The 21,893-nt window shown below is 34.5% G+C and carries 23 protein-coding genes and 4 pseudogenes; 22 read left to right on the top strand and 5 right to left on the bottom strand.

Annotation, left to right across the window (positions count from 1 at the left end; all coding sequences use genetic code 11):
• Positions 1–16: 16 nt before the first annotated feature.
• From MVE64_RS06090 to MVE64_RS06065, 6 genes and pseudogenes are all read left to right on the top strand, one after another.
• Positions 17–946 carry a peptidase U32 family protein gene (locus tag MVE64_RS06090; protein ID WP_247344685.1) on the top strand — a complete coding sequence of 310 codons (930 nt, stop codon included), beginning with the start codon at positions 17–19 and terminating at the stop codon, positions 944–946.
• Positions 947–957: 11 nt separating this feature from the next.
• Positions 958–2,245 (top strand): annotated as a pseudogene (locus MVE64_RS06085) (peptidase U32 family protein).
• Between the two features lie 5 nt (positions 2,246–2,250).
• Complete coding sequence (gene udk, locus MVE64_RS06080) at positions 2,251–2,886, top strand: uridine kinase (RefSeq protein WP_098797911.1); 636 nt, start codon at positions 2,251–2,253, stop codon at positions 2,884–2,886.
• A 295-nt stretch (positions 2,887–3,181) separates the two neighbouring features.
• Positions 3,182–3,655: a transcription elongation factor GreA gene (gene greA, locus MVE64_RS06075; protein ID WP_098797910.1), complete on the top strand. Its 474-nt coding sequence runs from the start codon at positions 3,182–3,184 to the stop codon at positions 3,653–3,655.
• Between the two features lie 111 nt (positions 3,656–3,766).
• On the top strand, positions 3,767–5,527 hold the full coding sequence (locus MVE64_RS06070) for a peptidoglycan D,D-transpeptidase FtsI family protein (protein WP_247344683.1): 1,761 nt from the start codon (positions 3,767–3,769) through the stop codon (positions 5,525–5,527).
• 109 nt (positions 5,528–5,636) lie between these two features.
• A complete protein-coding gene (locus MVE64_RS06065; protein WP_247344680.1) occupies positions 5,637–6,335 on the top strand; it encodes a YrrS family protein in 699 nt (232 codons plus the stop codon).
• 54 nt (positions 6,336–6,389) lie between these two features.
• Here the strand turns inward: MVE64_RS06065 and MVE64_RS06060 are convergent, their stop codons facing one another.
• Positions 6,390–6,596, bottom strand: coding sequence for a DUF2536 family protein (locus tag MVE64_RS06060; protein ID WP_098797907.1), 207 nt, complete (start codon positions 6,594–6,596; stop codon positions 6,390–6,392).
• A 191-nt stretch (positions 6,597–6,787) separates the two neighbouring features.
• On the opposite strand from MVE64_RS06060, the pseudogene mtnN reads away from it, so the two are divergent.
• The 3 genes and pseudogenes from mtnN (at position 6,788) to MVE64_RS06045 (ending at position 8,550) form a co-directional block, all read left to right on the top strand.
• A pseudogene (gene mtnN, locus MVE64_RS06055) lies at positions 6,788–7,481 on the top strand (5'-methylthioadenosine/S-adenosylhomocysteine nucleosidase).
• Between the two features lie 130 nt (positions 7,482–7,611).
• On the top strand, positions 7,612–7,845 hold the full coding sequence (locus MVE64_RS06050; protein WP_247344677.1) for a YrhC family protein: 234 nt from the start codon (positions 7,612–7,614) through the stop codon (positions 7,843–7,845).
• Positions 7,846–8,403: 558 nt separating this feature from the next.
• Positions 8,404–8,550 (top strand): YrzI family small protein, encoded by a 147-nt coding sequence (locus MVE64_RS06045; RefSeq protein WP_121662916.1) that lies wholly within the window; start codon positions 8,404–8,406, stop codon positions 8,548–8,550.
• 155 nt (positions 8,551–8,705) lie between these two features.
• Here the strand turns inward: MVE64_RS06045 and sigK are convergent, their stop codons facing one another.
• Positions 8,706–9,419: an RNA polymerase sporulation sigma factor SigK gene (gene sigK / locus MVE64_RS06040; protein WP_247346977.1), complete on the bottom strand. Its 714-nt coding sequence runs from the start codon at positions 9,417–9,419 to the stop codon at positions 8,706–8,708.
• A 222-nt stretch (positions 9,420–9,641) separates the two neighbouring features.
• On the opposite strand from sigK, the gene MVE64_RS06035 reads away from it, so the two are divergent.
• Entirely contained in the window at positions 9,642–9,800 is a 159-nt protein-coding gene (locus MVE64_RS06035) for a hypothetical protein (protein WP_162987423.1), read from the top strand.
• Positions 9,801–9,997: 197 nt separating this feature from the next.
• Here the strand turns inward: MVE64_RS06035 and sda are convergent, their stop codons facing one another.
• The gene (sda, locus tag MVE64_RS06030) at positions 9,998–10,138 is read right to left on the bottom strand and encodes a sporulation histidine kinase inhibitor Sda (protein WP_121662914.1); all 141 of its coding nucleotides are present in this window, start codon (positions 10,136–10,138) and stop codon (positions 9,998–10,000) included.
• Between the two features lie 407 nt (positions 10,139–10,545).
• Here sda and MVE64_RS06025 point away from each other — a divergent pair, with 407 nt between their 5' ends.
• The 8 genes and pseudogenes from MVE64_RS06025 (at position 10,546) to MVE64_RS05990 (ending at position 15,570) form a co-directional block, all read left to right on the top strand.
• On the top strand, positions 10,546–11,061 hold the full coding sequence (locus MVE64_RS06025; RefSeq protein WP_379051266.1) for a YqeG family HAD IIIA-type phosphatase: 516 nt from the start codon (positions 10,546–10,548) through the stop codon (positions 11,059–11,061).
• A 4-nt stretch (positions 11,062–11,065) separates the two neighbouring features.
• A complete protein-coding gene (yqeH, locus tag MVE64_RS06020; protein ID WP_247344673.1) occupies positions 11,066–12,172 on the top strand; it encodes a ribosome biogenesis GTPase YqeH in 1,107 nt (368 codons plus the stop codon).
• Between the two features lie 20 nt (positions 12,173–12,192).
• The gene (gene aroE / locus MVE64_RS06015) at positions 12,193–13,035 is read left to right on the top strand and encodes a shikimate dehydrogenase (RefSeq protein WP_247344670.1); all 843 of its coding nucleotides are present in this window, start codon (positions 12,193–12,195) and stop codon (positions 13,033–13,035) included.
• Entirely contained in the window at positions 13,029–13,322 is a 294-nt protein-coding gene (yhbY, locus tag MVE64_RS06010; protein ID WP_247344668.1) for a ribosome assembly RNA-binding protein YhbY, read from the top strand. The genes aroE and yhbY overlap by 7 nt, the downstream gene beginning before the upstream one ends.
• 18 nt (positions 13,323–13,340) lie before the next feature.
• The gene (locus tag MVE64_RS06005; RefSeq protein ID WP_247344665.1) at positions 13,341–13,913 is read left to right on the top strand and encodes a nicotinate-nucleotide adenylyltransferase; all 573 of its coding nucleotides are present in this window, start codon (positions 13,341–13,343) and stop codon (positions 13,911–13,913) included.
• Positions 13,903–14,474 (top strand): annotated as a pseudogene (yqeK, locus tag MVE64_RS06000) (bis(5'-nucleosyl)-tetraphosphatase (symmetrical) YqeK). Before MVE64_RS06005 ends, yqeK begins: the two are co-directional and overlap by 11 nt.
• The gene (gene rsfS / locus MVE64_RS05995) at positions 14,474–14,830 is read left to right on the top strand and encodes a ribosome silencing factor (RefSeq protein WP_247344663.1); all 357 of its coding nucleotides are present in this window, start codon (positions 14,474–14,476) and stop codon (positions 14,828–14,830) included. The pseudogene yqeK and the gene rsfS overlap by 1 nt, the downstream one beginning before the upstream one ends.
• Positions 14,827–15,570 carry a class I SAM-dependent DNA methyltransferase gene (locus MVE64_RS05990; RefSeq protein ID WP_247344662.1) on the top strand — a complete coding sequence of 248 codons (744 nt, stop codon included), beginning with the start codon at positions 14,827–14,829 and terminating at the stop codon, positions 15,568–15,570. The genes rsfS and MVE64_RS05990 overlap by 4 nt, the downstream gene beginning before the upstream one ends.
• 74 nt (positions 15,571–15,644) lie before the next feature.
• Here MVE64_RS05990 and comER read toward each other — a convergent pair.
• Positions 15,645–16,479, bottom strand: a pseudogene (comER, locus tag MVE64_RS05985) (late competence protein ComER).
• Positions 16,480–16,569: 90 nt separating this feature from the next.
• Between comER and MVE64_RS05980 the strand changes: the two are divergent.
• From MVE64_RS05980 to MVE64_RS05970, 3 genes are all read left to right on the top strand, one after another.
• Positions 16,570–17,199 carry a helix-hairpin-helix domain-containing protein gene (locus MVE64_RS05980; protein ID WP_247344660.1) on the top strand — a complete coding sequence of 210 codons (630 nt, stop codon included), beginning with the start codon at positions 16,570–16,572 and terminating at the stop codon, positions 17,197–17,199.
• Positions 17,200–17,284: 85 nt separating this feature from the next.
• On the top strand, positions 17,285–17,845 hold the full coding sequence (locus MVE64_RS05975) for a ComE operon protein 2 (RefSeq protein ID WP_247344658.1): 561 nt from the start codon (positions 17,285–17,287) through the stop codon (positions 17,843–17,845).
• Between the two features lie 150 nt (positions 17,846–17,995).
• Positions 17,996–20,260, top strand: coding sequence for a DNA internalization-related competence protein ComEC/Rec2 (locus tag MVE64_RS05970; RefSeq protein WP_247344656.1), 2,265 nt, complete (start codon positions 17,996–17,998; stop codon positions 20,258–20,260).
• A 50-nt stretch (positions 20,261–20,310) separates the two neighbouring features.
• Here MVE64_RS05970 and MVE64_RS05965 read toward each other — a convergent pair whose 3' ends face one another.
• Entirely contained in the window at positions 20,311–20,445 is a 135-nt protein-coding gene (locus tag MVE64_RS05965) for a YqzM family protein (protein WP_121662901.1), read from the bottom strand.
• A 387-nt stretch (positions 20,446–20,832) separates the two neighbouring features.
• Here MVE64_RS05965 and holA point away from each other — a divergent pair, with 387 nt between their 5' ends.
• A complete protein-coding gene (holA, locus tag MVE64_RS05960) occupies positions 20,833–21,855 on the top strand; it encodes a DNA polymerase III subunit delta (RefSeq protein WP_247344654.1) in 1,023 nt (340 codons plus the stop codon).
• The last annotated feature ends 38 nt before the right edge of the window (positions 21,856–21,893 follow it).

Below are 21,893 nucleotides of genomic sequence, written 5' to 3'. Positions count from 1 at the left end.
ACGAGGTGGTTGGAAAATGAAGAAACCAGAATTATTAGTAACACCAAAACAATTAGAAGATATTCTCCCTTTAATTCATGCCGGTGCAGATGCATTTGTTATTGGTGAACAAAAGTTTGGTCTTAGACTTGCAGGTGAATTCTCACAAGACCAAGTGAGAGAAACAATTAATATTGCTCATAAACATAATAAAAAAGTGTACGTTGCAATGAATGCAGTTTTTCATAATGAAACAATAGAAGAGGTTGAAAAATATTTATCGTTTTTAAATGAAATCAAGCCAGACGCTGTTATTTTCGGTGATCCGGCTGTGTTAATGGCTGCTAAAGAGGTTGCTCCAGAGTTAAAGCTCCATTGGAATACGGAAACAACAGCAACTAACTGGTATACATGTAATTATTGGGGAAGAAAGGGTGCAAAACGCGCTGTACTTGCAAGAGAATTAAGTATGGATGCTATTGTGGAAATAAAAGAGAATGCAGAAGTTGAGATTGAAGTACAAGTTCATGGCATGACTTGTATGTTCCAATCTAAACGAAATCTTTTAGGAAATTATTTTGAATACCAAGGTAAAGCATTGAAGATAGAAAAACGTGATCAAAACGAATCAATGTTCCTATTTGATCCAGAACGAGATAATAAATATCCGATTTTTGAAGACGTGAATGGCACACATATTATGAGTCCAAATGATATGTGTATTATTGATGAGCTCGGAGAAATGATTGATGCAGGTGTGGATTCATTCAAGATTGATGGAGTTCTTCAAACCCCTGAATATATTATTGAAGTAACAAAAAAATACCGAAAAGCAATTGATCTTTGTGTTGAGAATAATGCTGAATATGAAGAGGTAAAAGATACGTTATTAGAAGAAATAGAAGAATTACAGGCGAAAAACCGTCCTTTAGATACAGGATTTTTCTTTAAAGAAACAGTGTATTAATTTTATTATAAATGAACAAAGGAGTGAAAAAATTGACTGCAGTTATTGATGAAATTTCAGAAATCGTTGATGGAAAACGAGTCATTACGAAAAAACCAGAATTATTAGCACCTGCTGGTAATTTAGAAAAATTAAAAATCGCTGTTCATTATGGTGCGGATGCGGTTTTTATTGGTGGACAAGAGTATGGTTTACGCTCAAATGCAGGTAATTTCTCCTTAGAGGAAATGGCAGAGGGTGTACAGTTTGCCAATAAATATGGTGCTAAAATTTATGTAACAACAAACATATTTGCACATAATGAAAACATTGACGGTCTTGATGAATATTTAATGGGACTTCAGGATGCAGGTGTAACAGGAATCATTGTAGCTGATCCATTAATTATCGAAACATGTCGTCGGGTTGCGCCAAAGCTTGAGGTACATTTAAGTACTCAGCAATCTCTTTCAAACTGGAAAGCAGTTCAGTTTTGGAAAGAAGAAGGACTCGAGCGTGTTGTATTAGCTCGTGAGACTAGTGCAGAAGAAATTAAGGAAATGAAAGAAAAAGTTGATATTGAAATCGAAGCGTTTATCCATGGTGCGATGTGTATTGCCTATTCAGGTCGTTGTACTTTAAGTAATCATATGACTGCTCGTGACTCAAATCGTGGTGGTTGTTGTCAATCTTGTCGTTGGGATTATGATCTCTTTAAGTTGAAAGATAATGAGGAAGTAGCTTTATTTGAAGAAAAAGATGCACATTTTGCCATGAGTCCAAAAGATTTAAACTTAATTGAGTCAATTCCTAAGATGATAGAGCTAGGAATTGATAGTTTGAAAATTGAAGGTCGAATGAAGTCTATTCATTATGTAGCTACAGTAGTCAGCGTTTATCGCAAAGTGATTGATGCATACTGTGCAGATCCTGATAACTTTAAAATCAACCCGGAATGGCTAAAAGAGCTGGACAAATGTGCAAATCGTGAAACTGCTTCTGCTTTCTTTGAAGGAGTTCCAGGGTTTCAACAACAGATGTTTGGTAACCACAGCAAAAAAACGGAATATGATTTTGCAGGACTTGTATTGGATTATGACAATGAAACGCAAATGGTTACACTTCAGCAGCGTAATCATTTTAAGCCTGGTGAAACAGTTGAATTCTTCGGTCCGGAAATTGAAAACTTTACACAAACAGTTGAGAAGATTTGGGATGAAGATGGTAAAGAGCTTGATGCAGCGCCATCCACTACAAATTGTAAGATTCAAAGTGGATAAACCAGTCTTTAGAAACAACATGATGCGAAAGGGGTTCTAACACAAATGGCAAAAAAACCGGTTGTCATTGGGGTTGCTGGAGGCTCAGGTTCTGGTAAGACGAGCGTTACAAAAGCAATCTACGAACATTTTAAAGGACACTCAATTTTAATGCTTGAACAAGATTTCTATTATAAAGATCAAAGTCATTTACCCTTTGAACAAAGGTTAAATACAAACTATGATCATCCATTTGCTTTTGATAATGATTTATTGATTGAGCATTTAAACATGTTACTACATCATGAAGCCATTGAAAAACCGGTTTATGACTATAAATTGCATACAAGATCTGAAGATGTTATTGTAGTAGAGCCAAAGGATGTTATCATCTTAGAAGGAATCCTTATCTTAGAGGATGAACGTTTACGTGATTTAATGGATATTAAGCTTTTCGTAGATACCGATGCAGATCTTAGAATTATTCGCCGTATCCTACGTGATATTAAAGAGCGTGGGCGTTCAATTGACTCAGTTATTGAACAATATATTTCTGTCGTCAGGCCCATGCATAATCAATTCATTGAACCTACAAAAAGATATGCAGATATAATCATCCCTGAAGGTGGACAAAATATGGTTGCAATTGACTTAATGGTAACAAAAATTCAAACAATTCTTGAACTAAATGCAATTTTGTAATAACATAGCATAGATAAAGTCTACTGTGATCATATTATGTATAGGTAATCATTTTCTTTTTTATGTGGGATATGATAGGTGAAGGGCACACTTTGTTGCCCTTGCTTTTTTACATACTATCAAGTCAATACGATGCCTGATAATATTTAAATGAAAATATGCTTCAACATCTTTCTCCCTTAAGGCAATAAGATGCCTTAGCTTTACATATTTATTTTCATTAAAGATAAAGAAAGTAACAAGCATGAATGATTCAGTACGACGGGGAAAGTCTACTAGAAGGAGTGGAACAAACATGGCACAAGAAAAAGTTTTTCCTATGACTCAGGAAGGTAAAGATAAGCTTGAGCAAGAGCTTGAATATTTGAAAACGGTTAAGCGAAAAGAAGTAGTAGAAAGAATTAAAATTGCGCGAAGCTTTGGAGATCTATCTGAGAACTCTGAGTATGATTCTGCAAAAGAAGAACAAGCATTTGTTGAAGGTCGTATTACAACATTAGAAAATATGATCCGAAATGCAAAAATCATCGAAGGTGAAGCAGATACAAGCTCCGTTTCATTAGGGCGTACTGTTACATTCACAGAGCTTCCAGACGGTGAGGAAGAAACATATACAATAGTTGGTAGTGCTGAAGCTGATCCTTTTGAAGGTAAAATTTCAAACGATTCTCCAATTGCGAAAAGTTTATTAGGTAAAAAGGTCGATGATGAAGTAACTGTTCAAACACCAGGCGGAGAAATGCTTGTTAAAATTGTGAACATTAGCTAATAAAAGGTTTATATACGAAACACCTCGTCCAAAATGGAGACGAGGTGTTTTTTATTTAATGGTGCATATACCGTTATAAATGGGATCTATAAACACCTGCAGGAGGTTTTTATGAATCCAAATAGAAGAATGCTTGTTGTAGGTATTTTCTTTATACTCATGCTATGTGCTACTTTATACAGGTTAGCGGATATCCAATTAATTCACACAGAATCATTTTCGAAAAAAGGCGTAAATCTTGTTCAGGAAAGTGTGAATCAAAGAACACAGGAAGTTGTTATTGATGACGGTAGAGGTCGTTTCGTGGATCGAAATGGAGAATCAATTCAAAAACACGCAGAACCTTCGCTTGTATTATTTCCCTTTTTAAAAGAAACTTCATGGCCTGCAGAGGAATTGTCTAAAATTGTTAACATCTCAAGCGATGAACTAAAGGGACTAGTTTCGGGTACAAAAGAGCCAGTAGTTCTTTCTAAAGACGATGGACTTAGATTAACAAAAGCAGAATTAGAAAAAATAAATGAACTTGAGATACCTGGAGTATTTGGGATTTATCGACAAACTCTCTTAGACGAATCATTAGGCGAACATATAATCGGAATTACCGGTGAAAACGCTGAACGCTTGAGGGAAAAGTATCCAGATCGTACTGACTTATCTTATAAAACAAAAATTGGTGTAACAGGACTTGAAAAGGCATTTGATGAATTCTTATTGCCAGATGCAGAAACAAAACTTCTATACCATGTTGATGGAGACGGTCATCCTTTATTTGGAATTAATGTAAAATACATTGCTGATTCAAATCCTTTTTATCCTGTAACCGTTCAAACGACAATTGATAAAAATATACAGGAGATGGCGGAAAAAGTATTGGATAAACAAAAAGTTGAAAAAGGTGGACTTGTTTTACTGGACATTGAAAATAATGAGATCTTGTCAATGGTAAGCAGGCCAACGTTAAATCGTTCTGAATCAACTACGCTAACAAACTATATGTTACAGCCTCTTTTTCCTGGTTCAGTATTTAAAACTGTCATTTCTGCAGCAGCAATTGAATATGGTTTAGATGATGCTACAAGACAATTTAATTGTAGTTTAAATTTATATGGAGAAGATGATGGTGGTCAGGATGATGGACAACTTTCTTTTGAAAGAAGCTTCGCAAAAAGCTGTAATTATACTTTTACAACTTTAGCAGAGGAATTAATGGAAAAAGATAAAAATGTAATTGAAAATACTGCTGATAAATTAGGATTAATCGGGCCGGCTGGCTGGAGTGGTGAAGTATTCCATTATGAAAATTTTAAACAGCTGCCTGATGAAAAAACAGGTAATATTTGGGGAGATGAAAAAGATAAAAGTGTAGCAAAAGCTATTGATCAAACGGCTATTGGTCAAAAAAATGTAAAAATTACACCGCTTGCTATTGCAAATATGATGGCAACTATCGCAAGAGGCGGTCAAAAAGAACAAATAAAAATCGTAAAAAATATATTATATAAAAATGGAACAAATATGTTCTCATTTACGTCTAATTCTTTAGGAGGAGAAGAACTTTCACCAATTACTGCATCCAAGCTACAAAAACTTCTTCGATTAGTCGTCACAGACCCTGAGGGGACAGGTAGAAGGTTTCAAACTTCTTCTTTTGAGGTATCAGGTAAATCAGGGACAGCACAAACAGGGAAAAAAGATGAGAATGGTCATACATTATACAACAAATGGTTTGCGGGGTACTTTCCATCTTCTAATCCTAGATATGCACTGGTCGTAGTTGAAATGGATACAACAAGTGCTGAGGCCGGTACAAATGCAGCATTTTATGATGTTGCAGAAGAGATGTCTAAAATTGACGAACGAAAAAACTAATTTAGGAGTGGAAATCCTTGGGATTAAGCTTTATGATACGACTAGATAGAAAATAGTACTAATGCTAGAATAAAGACTGAAGGTTTGAGGGATAAAGGAGTGTAGGGCATTGAGTAATCAACATTTAAACAGCTCTCGTTATGAAAAAAGAGATAAGAAAAGAAAAACAAATATAGTACTAAACACTTTAATTGGTATTGTATTAGTCCTTATTTTTGTTATTGGCTCTCAACTTATCTTGGGTGCAAACCAATCTGAAAAAACAGCTAAATACAATGAACAACCAGATATACAAGTGGCAAGTGAAGAAAATAAAGCTGAAGAGGAAAACCCTGATACCGATAAGGAAGAAAATCAAAAAGAGAATTCAGATAAAAACACCGAAGATGGCAGCGAAGAAGCTAAACAAGAAGATACTGATGAAGATATGGATCAGAAAGAAGAAACTGAATCAGAAATTGAAGATTCATTTGATGAAGCAACCATTACCGAGGGAGATCCAGAATCAGGTATTGCAGAAACAATTGAAAGTTCTGGATGGGCACCAATTGGGACTTCTCAATCAGAGCCTCATTCAGCAAACTATACTAAGGGTTCACAGGATTGGAATGAGATGACAAAGGCTTTGAGCTATGCAACAGGTATTCCTGAATCAGATATGATTATTTGGTATCTTGGTAATAATGGTGGACCAAATGATGCAGCAGGAACAATTTCACCAAAAGATCAATCTGTAAAATATAAAGTGTATATTACATGGGTTGAGAATGAAGGCTGGATGCCTACAAAAATAGAAAAATTACAATAATAAAAAGGATGTTTATACGGTTAATTGTGACCGTACAAACATCTTTTTTTATTGTTAAAAGTTTGCTTTAAAATGAACAACAGCACTGTAAAATTTTTTCCCTTCCTCGTTCACGTGCATCTGATGTGATACTGAGTGAACATGCAATAAAATAGCTTGGTTATGAACAATTTGTTCATTTATTTTCTTCTCAAGGTCTTTTATCGTTTGTGCCTCAAAAAACTCTATCTTATCTTTAAGTAAATCTAATTGTAAATTCATGAATTCACACCTCAAAACTAGTTGATTTTATCTACCATAAATAGTACCAAAAGAGTAGCTTAAACACCATAACGATGATGCATGACCTGTTTGACCTTGCTTTAAGGACTTGAAATGGGTAAACTCTATTAGGAGACTGCATAACTACATAGCATAATGTTTATAGATACACAAGGAAGGAATGAAATGAAATGAAAGTTGCGATTATTGGAGCGATGGAAGAAGAGGTTACCATCCTAAGAGATAAACTGGATAACAAAGAGCAGCAAGTGATAGCTGGAAGTGAATTTACAAAGGGGCTTTTACAAAGGGATTGAAGTTATTCTTTTAAAGTCTGGAATTGGAAAAGTAAATGCAGCATTAAGTACAACTTTGCTTTTGGATCGTTATCAGCCTGATTATGTTATTAATACTGGATCTGCAGGAGGGTTTCATTCTTCTTTAAATGTAGGAGATGTTGTTATTTCTACTGAAGTTCGACACAATGACGTTGATGTTACAGCATTCGGTTATGAGTATGGACAAGTACCAGGGCTGCCTGCAGCATATACTCCAGATGCTAAGCTTGTTGATATTGCAACAAAAAAAGCAGAAGAAATAACTGACATACAGGTAGCAAAGGGATTGATAGTAACAGGTGACTCTTTCTTAAGTGATCCAGACAAAGTTGAGTTTATCCGTAGTAAATTTCAAAATTTATATGCCGGTGAAATGGAAGCTGCCGCAATTGCTCAGGTATGTCATCAATTTGAAGTACCTTTTGTTGTGATAAGAGCACTATCTGATATTGCTGGTAAAGAATCTAATATCTCTTTTGATCAATTCTTAGGTCAAGCTGCTAAGCATTCAGCTAATTTAGTCTTAAAGATTGTTGAGTCCATTTAAAGAAGTCGATCATGAATATTCGTTCATGATCGACTTTTTTATAGGTTCCCTCATTTGGATTTATTTACTTGATTCATAGTCTACTAGTCTGTGTTATTGTGTTTGTATAACACTTTTAGTAGGTGATGAAATGACTAAGAAAAAGCTACAGGCACTTATGATGGATTTTAAGCACTATGCCTTTATTCTATTGGCCGTTAGTGTTTTCTTATATATTGGTGTTGTAATTCCTGACGAAGGAAAACAAGAACTTTATGACACTGTCCTAATGGTTACAACTGTATTGTTTTTAATTGGATCATTCCTATGTTTTAAAAAGTCCTTACATTTTAAAAAACAGTTAGATCAAATAGAGGAACATTAAAAAAACCGATCTTTAAATGGATCGGTTTTTTTGTGTTATAGACAGTTAATTTTAGGATTAATTATCAGAAAATATAAACTTTAATAAAAGTGAAAAATGTTGTTTACAGAAATGGAAATTGTGGATATAATTACCATTGTAATAAATAAACTTAAGGAGGTCGAAGAAAATGATCAAATGTATTGCTTTATCTAAAAAACAAAACAACAAAATAATAAAAGATCTATTCGACCACACTGGTGTATCTCAATAGTAGTTTATTTTTACATTTCATGATAAAAGTAACCACACGCCACAGGTTGATAGGTTTAACTTGTGGCGTTTTATATGTCTTTATTACGTCACAGGTTGCCCCCTGTGGCGTTTTTATTTACTTTTTTCAGTAATTATGGACGATCGTGTAGCATTCGACGGTCATCAAGTACCCATGTGTTCTTACTTCCTATCTTTACTGTTAAAGAAAATAAAAGACTCCTAAAAAGGAGTGTCCTCTAAAAGATTTGGCAACCTGTGTAAAGACAGCAAGAGGTGTTAAATGCTTTAAAGGAGGTGATACACATGACAATTAACTTATTTTTTATCACATTGACCCTTTCAGTTTCAAAAAGAAAAAATTCAAAAAATGATGTTGAAAGAAATCAAGAGATCCAAAAAAGAATGGATGAAATGAAAGAAAAACAATTTGGAGTTTATCGTGAAATGTAATTGAAACGACTTACTAAAAATTTGGAGGCGATGAAAATGATGAAGATTGAATTATTATTACATTTAACTGTTGAGAAGGACACTGCCTAGCTAAGCAGTAAATAAAAATGCAAAAAGAGAAGGGGGTTAAACTCCCTTCTCTTTTTATGTTACGCTTATTTTTCCTTTAAACGGTTTCTCTTCTCTTTTTCAGCTCGGTAAAATTCGTGGAACATCTTCATTAAAGCCCGCTTTTCGATTCGAGATACATAGCTCCTTGATATACCCAATTCTTTTGCAATCTCACGTTGAGTTTTTTCCTTTTTAAGATCGAGACCAAACCTGCCAACAATAACTTCACGTTCTCTTCCATCAAGAATATCAATATATTCCTTAACCTTTTCAAGTTCCATATTTAATTGGATTGTTTCAATGACATCTTCATTTTCAGATTTCAACACGTCAATTAAGCTGATTTCGTTACCCTCTTTATCTTGACCGATTGGATCGTGTAAGGAAACGTCTTTTTTGGTTTTCTTTAATGCCCGTAAATGCATCAGAATTTCATTTTCAATACATCTAGCCGCATACGTGGCTAATTTTGTTCCTTTACCTTGTGAGTAGCTTTCTATTGCTTTTATTAAGCCGATTGTTCCAATTGAAATTAAATCTTCCGAGTCTTCTCCGGTGTTTTCAAATTTTTTTACAATATGGGCAACGAGACGCAAGTTGTGTTCAATTAAAAGGTTTCTTGCGTATTCATCTCCCTCAGACATTTTTTCTAAATACTTCTTTTCGTCTGACGCAGACAAAGGCTGTGGAAAGGCATTATTCTTCACATAAGATACTAAGAACACTAATTCTTTAACAAAAAAGCCAAGTGCTGTTATGAACCTGTCATACCTCCACCTCCAGTAAAACTTTATGTAGGCAAGTGCCTATAAGTCATGTGTATGTAAGTAGAGGCTTGTTCGTGTCTGTACACATAAAAAAGCTAATAATAAGTTTTAACAGAATATTTTTTTGGACGATTTATGGATATCAGCCTAAACGGTATGGGGGAATTGTTCATATTTATAAAGTAGTTATCATCATAGAAGGAGGAAATAAGGATGTACGGATATTCACCATATGGTCCTGCACCATACCCATATTATGCAAATGCTGCAGGGGGAACTGGATATGGGTATTGGTATGCATTTATCGTCGTGCTGTTAATCTTACTTTTGGTTATTGGTGGAGGATACTATTATTACAACTATTATAAGTAAAGTTATGAACCCCCAGCACGATAGGGGGTTATTTCATGTACCTTGATAAATAATTATAGTGGTACATGTGAACTAATGGTATAATAACATTCACAAATTAGAAGATACATAATAAGTATGCGTGTAGTGTGAAATTTGATTGGATAACATATTAAGAGCAAAGATAAAAAAAAGCCGTCTAAGCGGCATGTAGAAGCTTATGAAGAAGCTTTTAATACATGTCCTAAAGAACGGCGCTTAATTTCCATAATAATTAGTTCTATAAAATCATCATTTAGTTTCATTTCAGTTGCTTTAAAATACGATTCAATTAATAACTCGTCAGAAAGTTTGCGCATGTTGGGTGGCCAATTAAGTTGGCTCTACACCTCCTAACATTTTTCATATCTTTTTGGTAAAGCAGTGATTCAATCTTGCTTAGTAAGTCATTGTATTAAAATGTTATATTTTGCTATTGATTTAAATCTATCATGAATAATTTGTGAGAACAACCGTTCTGTTATCCACATTTAATAGTGGATAAATTGTGGGTATCTTGTTTATAAGGTGGATTAAATGAGGTATTTCAAGGGGGATAATGTGTATAATATTATCCACACCTGTTGAAGAGGGTCGGAATTTGTCGAAAAGTTTTTGGGATTTTTTCTACCTTTTACACATATACTTTAATTTTGTTTTGAAAGTATGTTTTAAATTCGTTATGATGTAAGATGGCAAAAAAATGAATAATGAGGTGTCAAAACTCATGCTACAGATATTTTTACCTGGTGAATATGTAAAAAGTATTTTTCATATTTCTCCTAAGAAATTAAAAGAGAGTGGAATAAAGGGAATTATTACAGACTTAGATAATACACTTGTCGAATGGGACCGCCCAAATGCAACTCCACAGTTGCTTGAGTGGTTTAAAGAGGTAAAAGATCTGGGAATGAAGATTACAATTGTTTCTAATAATAACGAACAACGTGTAAAGGCATTCTCGGAGCCTCATTCAATCCCATTTATCTATAAGGCTAGAAAACCAATGGGCAAGGCATTTTTAAAAGCTGTAAAAGATATGAACTTAAAAAAAGAAGAAGTCGTTGTTATTGGTGATCAGCTTTTAACAGACGTTTTAGGTGGAAACCGAAATGGTTTTCAAACGATTTTGGTTGTTCCAGTTGCTTCAACAGATGGTTTTTTTACAAGAATTAACCGAATGATAGAACGGAGAATCATGGAAAACTTGAAACGAAAAGGTATGATTCAATGGGAGGAATAAAAACGTGTCAGAGCAACAATTTTCATGTATAGGTTGTGGGGTAGCCATTCAAACTGAAGACCCTAAGATACTGGGTTATGCTCCACCAAGTGCACTAGAAAAAGAAGAGATTATTTGTCAAAGATGTTTTCGCTTAAAAAATTATAATGAAATACAGGATGTTTCACTAACAGATGATGACTTTTTAAAGATTTTACACGGCATAGGTGAAACGAATGGATTAATTGTAAAAATTGTTGATATATTCGATTTCAGCGGAAGTTGGTTGCAGGGAATTCAACGCTTTGTAAAAGGTAATCCAATATTATTAGTAGGAAACAAAAGTGATATATTACCGAAATCAGTCAAAAAACAAAAGCTGATCAATTGGATGAAGAGAGAAGCAAAGGAATTAGGCTTAAAGCCAATCGATGTTTGTTTAGTAAGCTCTGCAAGAGGCCACGGTATTAGAGAGGTTGCTGAATTAATTGATGAATACCGTGATGGACAAGATGTGTATGTTGTAGGATGTACAAATGTTGGAAAGTCGACCTTTATTAATCGAATGATTAAAGAAGTAGCAGGCGTCAATGATGTTATCACAACTTCACATTATCCAGGTACAACATTAGATTTGATCGAAATTCCATTGGACAATGGGGCATCCTTATACGACACTCCAGGAATTATTAATCACCACCAAATGGCTCATTATGTTGATAAACGCGATTTAAAGCTATTAAGTCCTAAAAAAGAAATCAAACCAAAAGTGTTTCAATTAAATGAAAGTCAAACATTGTATTTCGGTGGGTTGGCTCGACTGGATTATGTAGCAGGTGGAAGAGAAGCATTGGTTTGCTATATTCCAAATGAATTAACCATTCATCGAACAAAGCTAGAAAATGCAGATTCTTTGTATGAAAAGCATGCAGGGGAATTATTAACACCACCACGAAAAGAAGAGGTTGAAACCTTTCCAAAACTAATTCCTCATGAATTTTCAATTAGTGAAGGAAAAACAGATGTGGTCTTTTCAGGGTTGGGGTGGGTGACTGTTAATAATCCTGGGAAAAAAATCGTTGCCTATGCCCCAAAGGGAGTTAATGTTACGTTAAGAAAATCATTAATTTAAATTGGGGAGAGATGATAGATATGGGGAAGTTATACGGTTTAATTGGGTGTCCGGTTGAGCATTCGATGTCACCAGCTATTCATAATGATGCATTTCAAGAAAATAACTTAGATGGTCATTATCATGCGTTTCATGTTGAACCAGACCGTCTAGAAGAAGCAGTTCAAGCCTTAAAAACCCTTGATATTAAGGGTTTTAATGTAACAATTCCACATAAAATATCCATTATTCCTTATTTAGATCAACTGGATGAAACTGCAAAGATTGCAGGAGCAGTTAATACAGTAGTTAATGAAAATGGACAATTGATTGGTCATAATACAGATGGTAATGGATATGTTCAGTCATTAATAGAAGTGATTAAAAAACCTCTGTCAGAGAATAAAGTACTAATTATTGGTGCAGGGGGTGCAGCTCGAGGAATTTATCTCACACTTACGCATTCTGGATCTCAGCATGTTGATGTATGTAACCGAACGATTTCAAAAGCTGAGGAATTAATTAAAGAATGTCCTTTTTTAAACACAAGCAAAGCCTTATCATTAGAAGAGGCTAAAGAAAATATTCAAGAGTATGACATTATTATTCAAACCACTGCCGTGGGGCTTCATCCAAATGTTGATCAAAAGCCAATCTCATTAGTTAATGCCAAAAATTCGGCGGTAGTAAGCGATATTATTTATAATCCAATTCAAACCGCTCTTTTAAAAGAGGCGAAATCCCTGGGATTAACCGTTCATACAGGTGTTGGGATGTTTGTCCATCAAGCAGCCCTTGCGTTTGAGTTATGGACAGGAAAAACTCCATCAATTGAAAAAATGTCAGCAATTGTTCATAACAAACTAGGAGGTACATCATGCTAACAGGTAAGCAAAAAAGATTTTTACGTTCAGAAGCCCATCATTTAAACCCGATTTTTCAAGTTGGAAAAGGTGGCGTGAATGAAAATATGATTAATCAGCTATCAGATGCACTAGAAGCACGTGAGTTATTTAAAGTATCTGTACTACAAAACTGTGAAGAAGATAAAAATACTGTCGCTAAAGAGATTGTGGAAGGTACAGGAGCTGAACTTGTACAAATCATCGGAAACACGATTGTTTTGTATAAAGAATCTAAAGAGAATAAACAAATCCGTTTACCAAATTAATCTATGGGGGGATGGGGAATGAAAAAGAAAATAGGAATACTAGGTGGAACGTTTGATCCACCGCATTTGGGCCACCTATTAATTGCTAGTGAAGTATTACATGCTTTGCAATTATCGGAAATCTGGTTTATTCCTAACCAAATTCCTCCTCATAAACAAACTGAGCATTTTACTGATAGTAAACATCGGCTTAATATGCTTAAGCTTGCTATTAATGATCATCAGCATTTTGAAGTAAATACAATTGAATTAGAACGTGAAGGTCCATCTTATACATATGATACGTTAAGGTTGCTGCTTGAAGAATACCCTGAATATGGTTTTTATTTTATAATAGGGGCAGATATGATTGAGTATTTACCAAAATGGCATCAAATAGATGAGATAATTAAATTGGTTACTTTTGTTGGTGTGAAAAGAGCTGGATTTAAGACAAGCTCTTTATACCCGGTTACTGAGGTGGAAATTCCTCAGTTTGAGGTATCTTCAACGATGTTAAGAGAACGTTTAAGAATAAATGGAAATACTGATTATCTTCTGCAGGACAATGTGAAAAGATATATAGAGGAGAATCATTTATATGGAACGTGATAAAGCCTTGAAGATTGTTGCTGAGCAATTAACAGAGCATCGTTATGTTCATACACTGGGTGTCATGGAGACAGCTATTTCCTTGGCTGAGTTGTACGGGGGAGATGTTAAAAGGGCAGAAACAGCAGCTATTTTTCATGATTATGCTAAGTTCAGACCAAAAAAAGAAATGAAAAAAATTATTGAAGAACAAGATATGCCCAAGAAATTGTTAGAACATAATAGTGAGCTTTGGCATGCTCCTGTTGGTGCCTATCTTGTAAAAAAAGAAGTAGGCATTAAAGACAAAGAGGTTTTAAAGGCAATTAAATACCACACATCTGGGCGTCCTGATATGACATTGCTTGAAAAAATCATTTATGTGGCAGACTATATAGAACCAGGTAGACAATTTCCTGGTGTGGAGGAAGTAAGAGAGCTTGCTAAGACCAATTTAGATCAGGCATTAATCAAATCTTTACAAAATACGATTACATTCTTACTAAAAAAAATCAAGCTATTTATCCAGATACGATTAAAACATACAATTATTTAGTTTTACAAGGAGGAAAATCGAGTTAATGACAGGTAGAGATATTTTAACAACAGTAGCAAAAGCAGCAGACAGTAAGCGTGCAGAGGACATTATTGCACTAAACATGAATGGAATTTCCCTTATAGCCGATTATTTTTTTATTTGCCACGGAAACTCAGATAAGCAGGTACAAGCTATTGCTAGAGAAATAAAAGAACAAGCTGAAGAAACAGGTATGAATGTTAAACGACTTGAAGGCTTTGATGAAGCTCGATGGATTTTAATTGACTTAGGTGACGTTGTTGCCCATGTTTTTCATAAAGATGAAAGAGGCTATTATAATTTAGAGCGTTTATGGGGAGATGCTCCAACAGAGGATCTCGCTAGTGAGCTAGAGCAATGATTTATAAAGGCTTTGCCTATATTTATGATCATCTAATGAAAGATGCTCCCTATGATCAGTGGGTTGAGTTTATACAGGACTCTATAGCAAGGTATCATAAGGGAGCAACTACTCTTTTAGATGTAGCCTGTGGAACAGGTGAAATAGCGGTATCCTTAGCGAAAAATAATTTAGAGGTAACAGGTGTTGATCTTAGTGAAGATATGCTGACCGTTGCACAATCAAAAGCTGAGAGGAATAAAGTGAATGTATTATTTCTCAAGCAGGATATGCGAGAATTAAATGGTACTCCTGAACTTTTTGATGTTGTAACAATTTGTTGTGATTCTCTAAATTACCTAGAAACAAAAGAAGATGTTAAGGCTACCTTTCACTCTGTTTTTGAACAGCTTAAAGATGGTGGTTTATTTATTTTTGATGTCCATTCTATACATAAAATTCATCATGTGTTTGCAAATCATACTTTTGCTGATCAAGATGAAGAAGTTAGCTTTATTTGGAATTCCTTTTTAGGCGACGAAGAACACAGTATTGAACACGATATGACGTTTTTTGTTAAACGAGAACAACTCTATGAGCGATATGATGAAGTACACTACCAACGAACATACTCAATTGAGGAATACACTTCTTTGTTAGAGGCAGCTTCTTTTCAGGTTTTAAACATTTGTAGTGATTTTCAAGTAGAAAGTCAACCGCATTCTTCAGCGGAAAGAATTTTCTTTATTTGTCAAAAATAAAGGTGAACTCAAAATAAGAGTTCACCTGAAAATTTTTTTATAAAATAGAAGGATTTTATCTTTCTGATAGAGAATTACTTATTTGGTATTTTGCTAAACTGAACCGACACTTCTTCTATATCTTCATAATACTTTTCGTGAGTTGCTTTAAATATTTTCTCAAACATTTCTCCGACTTCATCTTCTAATACTTTGATTCCTTTACCGGTAACTCCACCTTTCACACAGACCTTATCTTGTAGAGTAGGAAGAGTATATATTTCTGTTTCCAACAACTTGCCCATACCAATAATCATTTCACTTGCCAAAAGAACAGCCTGATCCTTGGTTATATTCGTTTCCGAAACTGCACCATCTACAAATCGTTGAAGTAAATAGCTGAAAAAAGCTGGCCCACAGCTAACGATATCAGAAGAAACTCTAGTAATATCATCTTCAATTTGAACAGGGTTGGAAATTTGTTCAAATAATTCTTCAATTGTTGTTTTTGTCTCTTTATGACACGAATTTCCGTAAGTAATTAGCGAGACCCCGGAGAAAGTTCCGGTTCGTTATACTTGGAATCGCTCTTGCAACCTGACATTCTACAAGTGATTCTAGTTGATCAACATTAATAGGACTAGTTATTGATATTATGCATTTATTAGGTGTTAAAAGGTGGTCAAGACTCTTTAAAAGGGGGTGAATATCTAATGGCTTGACACAAATGAATATTAAATCAGAATGTTTTACTACTTCCTCAGCTGTTTCTACCACATTAGTTTTTGGATATAAACTCTTTATTGCTTCAGCTTTAGACATCGTTCGGTTCATCATATAAATGAATGAGGGTCTAATTGCACCCGACTCAATAAATGATTCAATTAATATTCTCCCCATATTTCCTGTTCCAACAAAACCTACATTCAAAGTATATCCCCTCCTTAGAATGCAATTCTCTCATACACGATATGTTTTGTAGTGATGTTTTATGATTAATTTTTTAAAGGAGTTTTATAGATGAGTAACGTCCAAAAATACAAAAAATGGATCATCCTGTTAGTTAGTTTATTAACTGTAACCATACTTTATTATTATTTCTTCAATATCCAAGCCTCATCTGAACTTGTGACAACAAATGTTGAAGGTGCCTATATGGAAACAAATGAGAATTATGGAACAACAAAGGTTGAACAGACAAGTGAGAAAATAGAAGCATCTACCATCATTATTGATGTGAAAGGGGCTGTACAAAAACCTGGAGTTTATGAGATTTCAGCTAATGCAAGAGTACATGAAATAATTGAAAAAGCTGGAGGGTTGAGTGATCAAGCTGATGAAGCTGCCGTAAATCTTGCTTCTTCATTAGAAGATGGGATGGTAGTTTATATTCCACTTATCGGTGAAAATAAGGAAAATCCGTTTCAATCTACTAACGAAAATAAGGACAACCCTAAGAAAATCAATATTAACCTTGCAACAAGTGAGGAGCTTCAAACACTATCAGGTATTGGACCTTCAAAGGCTGATGCTATTATTTCTTATAGAGAAGAAAACGGTCAGTTTAAATCGATTGAGGGGTTGTTAGAAGTATCGGGAATTGGAGAAAAATCATTAGAGAAATTAAAAGAAGAAGTTACCGTTAATTAAACTTAACAAAAGTTTGAATTGACGAATATTTGCATTTCCCGATAAACTAGGTTTAAGAAAAATGTCGAGTGGGGGAAGTAGCAGCATGAGTCGAATATCCTGGAATCAATATTTTATGTCACAAAGTCATTTACTAGCCATGAGAAGTACATGTACGAGGCTAGCTGTTGGAGCTACAATCGTTAGAGATAAAAGAATAATAGCGGGTGGTTATAATGGCTCTATAGCAGGTGGTGTTCATTGCTCAGACGAGGTACGTTATGTTATTGATAATCATTGTGTTAGAACCATACATGCTGAAATGAATGCATTGCTGCAATGTGCGAAGTTTGGAGTACCAACAGATGGAGCTGAGATTTACGTGACTCATTTTCCGTGTCTTCAATGTTGTAAAGCACTTATTCAGGCTGGTATTAAAACCGTATACTATGCGGTTGACTATAAAAACCATCCTTATGCCATTGAGTTATTTCAACAAGCAAATGTAAAAGTAGAGCATGTTAACCTAGAGAACACAACTTTTGAGAACAAAAATAAGGAAAAAGAAGCATTTGTGTTTGAACTGCTGGACAAGCTGGAGAAATCACAAAAAAGTGACGAAGAGCTACAGCGCTTAAAAAAGGAAGCAAAAGCCTTATTTTCGTAATAAAGCATTTAAAGAAAGCAATTGTTAATGGCAATTGCTTTCTAAATAAATATTATATTTAAAGGTAACAATTTCATCATGATAGGGTGGTGAAGCTTAATTAAAGGTCATTTTCTTTTCCTCGCAATAGCAGCTTGTTTAGCCATAACAGTGGGGCGTTTTCATTTCCATCCGATCTCACTTTTCTTTACATCTACCTTTCTTATTTATCTCCATTTAAAGTTTAAATCCTCTCTCAGTTTCCTTAGTTTGATCGTCATTCTTATCTATCTTTCCACCTATTTTCTTACAGAATCTCAAAATCAAACAAAGCTGAATGAAGGAAATTATCAGGCTGCGGTCACTGTCAGCTCCACTCCAGTAATTGATGGGAATTATATGAAAGGAACTATTCAAACTGAATTAGGGGAGAAATTAACTTATTCTTTTTTGATCAAGTCATTGGAAGAGAAAAATTTATTAAAGAAAATACAAACAGGTGATGTTTGTGTTTTTAAAGGTGAATTAGAAGTACCAAAATCCCCAACAATGCCTAATGCTTTTGATTATAAACAATATCTTCATGACCACCATATTCATTGGGAATTTAAAATAGCCGATATTCACAGTTGTCACGCAGGTGATTTCAACGTAATGACTCTTCTTCAAAAGCATCGAGAAAAAGGACTAACGTTAATTGAGGAGAAATTTCCGAGTTCGTCCGAAGGAATTGTACAAGCCCTCCTTTTTGGAGAAAGGCGTTTACTTGATGAAAAAGTGGAAGTTGCTTACCAAAAATTAGGTATTGTCCATTTGTTAGCGATATCTGGCTTACATGTTGGTTTATTAGTCGGTGGTGCTTACTTTCTATTCATTTATTTAGGTATAACACATGAAAATTCAAAGAAAATTTTGATACTATTGCTTCCTGTTTATATGATTTTAACTGGTGGCTCACCATCTGTTATAAGAGCATCCTTTATGGTTGTCCTTTATTTTATCATGGGTGTTGTTCATAAAAAATTTACTGCAACAGATGTGATCAGTTTTACATGCTTAGTTTTACTATTGGTTAATCCATATTATTTGTTTCAAGTTGGTTTTCAATTATCATATATTGTTAGTCTTGGATTATTACTTTCATCAAAAGTAATCACAATGTTTTCCAGTGCTTTTGTGCGGCTGCTCATTGTATCAACTGTTGCTCAACTTTGTGCGATGCCTCTCATGTTGTTTCATTTTTATGAGGTATCACTCATTAGTTTACCTTTGAATATGATTTTTGTACCTTTTTATTCGATATGTATTTTGCCTTTATCGATTTTGGCAGCTGTTATCGTTTCATTTTCATCAACGCTTGGGATGCCATTGGTTACAATATTACACATTATCTTAGATTATTCCCATCGTTTTGTCTTAAATGCTGCTAACATATCTTTTACCACATTGACGACTGGAAAGCCTCCACTATTTTTTATTGTCTTCTATTGTATTACATCAATTGTTTTGTTCCTTCGTTTCGAAAAGAATCCTACACTAAAGTCTTTATATAAACCATTTTGTGGGTTGCTGCTTCTTTTTTTCATACTTTTTCACCTATCATACATAAATCCTCAGGGAAGAGTTATGGTAATCAATGTAGGACAAGGTGACTCTATTTTCATTCAACTTCCATTTAACAAAGGGAACTTTTTGATTGATACAGGTGGAAAAATGACGTTCCCTTCAGAAGATTGGGAGTTAAGGAGGAATGTTTATTCGATCGCTGAAGACACAACCATTCCTTATTTAAAGTCAATAGGTGTAACAAAGCTCCATGGATTATTTTTATCACATGGCGACCTGGATCATATTGGAGAAGCTTTAATTCTCATAAATAAATTGGATGTGAAGGAGCTTGTTATACCAAAAGGATTTATAAGGGGAGAGCTTGAAAGTGAGATTGTTGAGATTGCGACAAAGAAGAAAATAAACATAAAAGTTGTTGAAGCTGGTGATCACCTACTATATAAGGATTTTATGTTTCGTATTTTGTCTCCCTCAACCTTATCTGAAAGTAAAAATGATGATTCTATGGTGTTGTTAGCGGAAATAGGCGGCTTAAAATGGTTATTTACCGGAGATGCTGAAATAAAAAGTGAAGAGAAAATGATGTCAGCATATCCCAATTTAAAAGTAGATGTATTAAAAATCGGACATCATGGAAGCAGAGGTTCAACTTCTGATCAGCTAGTAGATCAACTAAATCCATCCATTGCGATCATTTCGGCTGGCTATCAAAACCGATATCAACACCCGCATGATGAAGTAATGGAAAAGTTGAGAAGAAGACAAATATCTATTTTTAGAACAGATCTTCAAGGTGGAATTTTATATGAATATAAAGGAAATGCAGGAACGTTTTTTACTCATCCGCCATACGATGAAGTAAAATGATAAACGAAAAAGAGACTGCAGCCGCAGTCTCTATGTAATCGTGTCATCGCTTAAGCAGAGATTAATTTAACAACAGTCGCAATGATGAAAATTGTCGCGAAAAATCCAAATGAAACAACGAATCCCACACCTGAATCAATAGCATCATTACGTTTACTTTGGACGTTCTTTTCAAATTCGTTCACTGTTACCCCTCCTATATCAATTTTAGTATAAGCGATTACTATAAAAAAATCTACACCATCTTCCTATTAAAGCTCGAGTTACTATGGTGATTGAGCGAATAACGAAAGGTGGCAATTTCCAACAATGTTAGTAACAATCAATCATAGTTCATATGATATTGGTCACAATAAGTAACACTTACATTGGAGCATCGTTTCGAATTCTGGTACCTAGGCCCTGAATCGAAGCGTTCACATAGATAAAAGGGAACTAAAGTGTTTTTAGTTCCCTTTTCATTTTGTATTGTATAAAAGATCACTTTTAAAAATTCAGTATTTCTTTGACTTGCCAAAGCTGTTGTTTCATTTTACGATAAATAAAGTGAAACGAACGATTGGAGAATGAACATGATTTTTAATGTATGGAAAGATATTCAGAATAAAAAAGTACAACCAGTTTATCTATTAGTTGGAGAAGAGTCGTTTTTGATGCAGGAAACACTTCGTCATATCGTACAAGCTTCTCTTTTGGAAGAAGAAAAGGATTTTAATCTTTCTGTATATGATATGGAAGAAACACCAGTGGAAACGGCGATCGAAGATGCAGAAACGTTACCTTTTATGGGAGAAAAGCGTGTTGTGATCATAAAAAATTCAGTCTTTTTAACAAGTGAAAAGAAAAAGGAAAAGCTAGAACATCGTGTTGAAAAACTTGAACAATACATAAATTCTCCTGCCCCCTATACAATTGTTGTGTTTGTTGCCCCATATGAAAAATTAGATGAGCGAAAGAAAATAACAAAATTATTGAAAAAGCAATCTGTTGTGATTGAGATGAAATCATTATCTGATGATGAAGCAATCAAGTGGATGCTGAACGTGGCACAAGAACAAAGAGTAGAGTTAGAAAAGGCAGCAGTAGAACAATTGCTTGTGTTAACTGCTGGTGATCTAATGGCAATCCATCAAGAGCTACAAAAGCTTAGCACTTACGTAGGTGAGGGTGGAATCATTTCAGTTGAAGCAGTAAATTTACTAGTGGCACGCACCTTAGAGCAAAACATTTTTGATTTAATTGAGCATGTTATTTACCGGAGAAGCAAAGAGGCTTTACAAATATTTTATGATTTATTGAAAAATAATGAAGAACCAATTAAAATTCTTTCCTTGCTTGTCACACAATTTCGCTTAATTTTACAAGTGAAAGAGCTGTCAACTGTTGGGTACGGTCAACAGCAGATTGCTTCGACCGTTAAAGTACATCCATTTAGAGTAAAGCTTGCATTACAACAGGCTCGACTATTTCAAACAGAGGAATTGGCGCACATATTAATGGAGCTTGCTGAGGCTGATTATGAAATGAAAACAGGGAAAAAAGATAAACAACTATTATTAGAGTTGTTTTTGTTAAAATTATTTAAAAACGATTAAACAAAAAACGATCCTTTTATTGGATCGTTTTTTATGTA

The sequence above is a fragment of the Metabacillus endolithicus genome (assembly GCF_023078335.1).
Lineage (GTDB): Bacteria > Bacillota > Bacilli > Bacillales > Bacillaceae > Metabacillus > Metabacillus endolithicus.
Note: the sequence above shows the minus strand (reverse complement) of the source record. Positions and strands in the feature narration are given on the sequence as shown.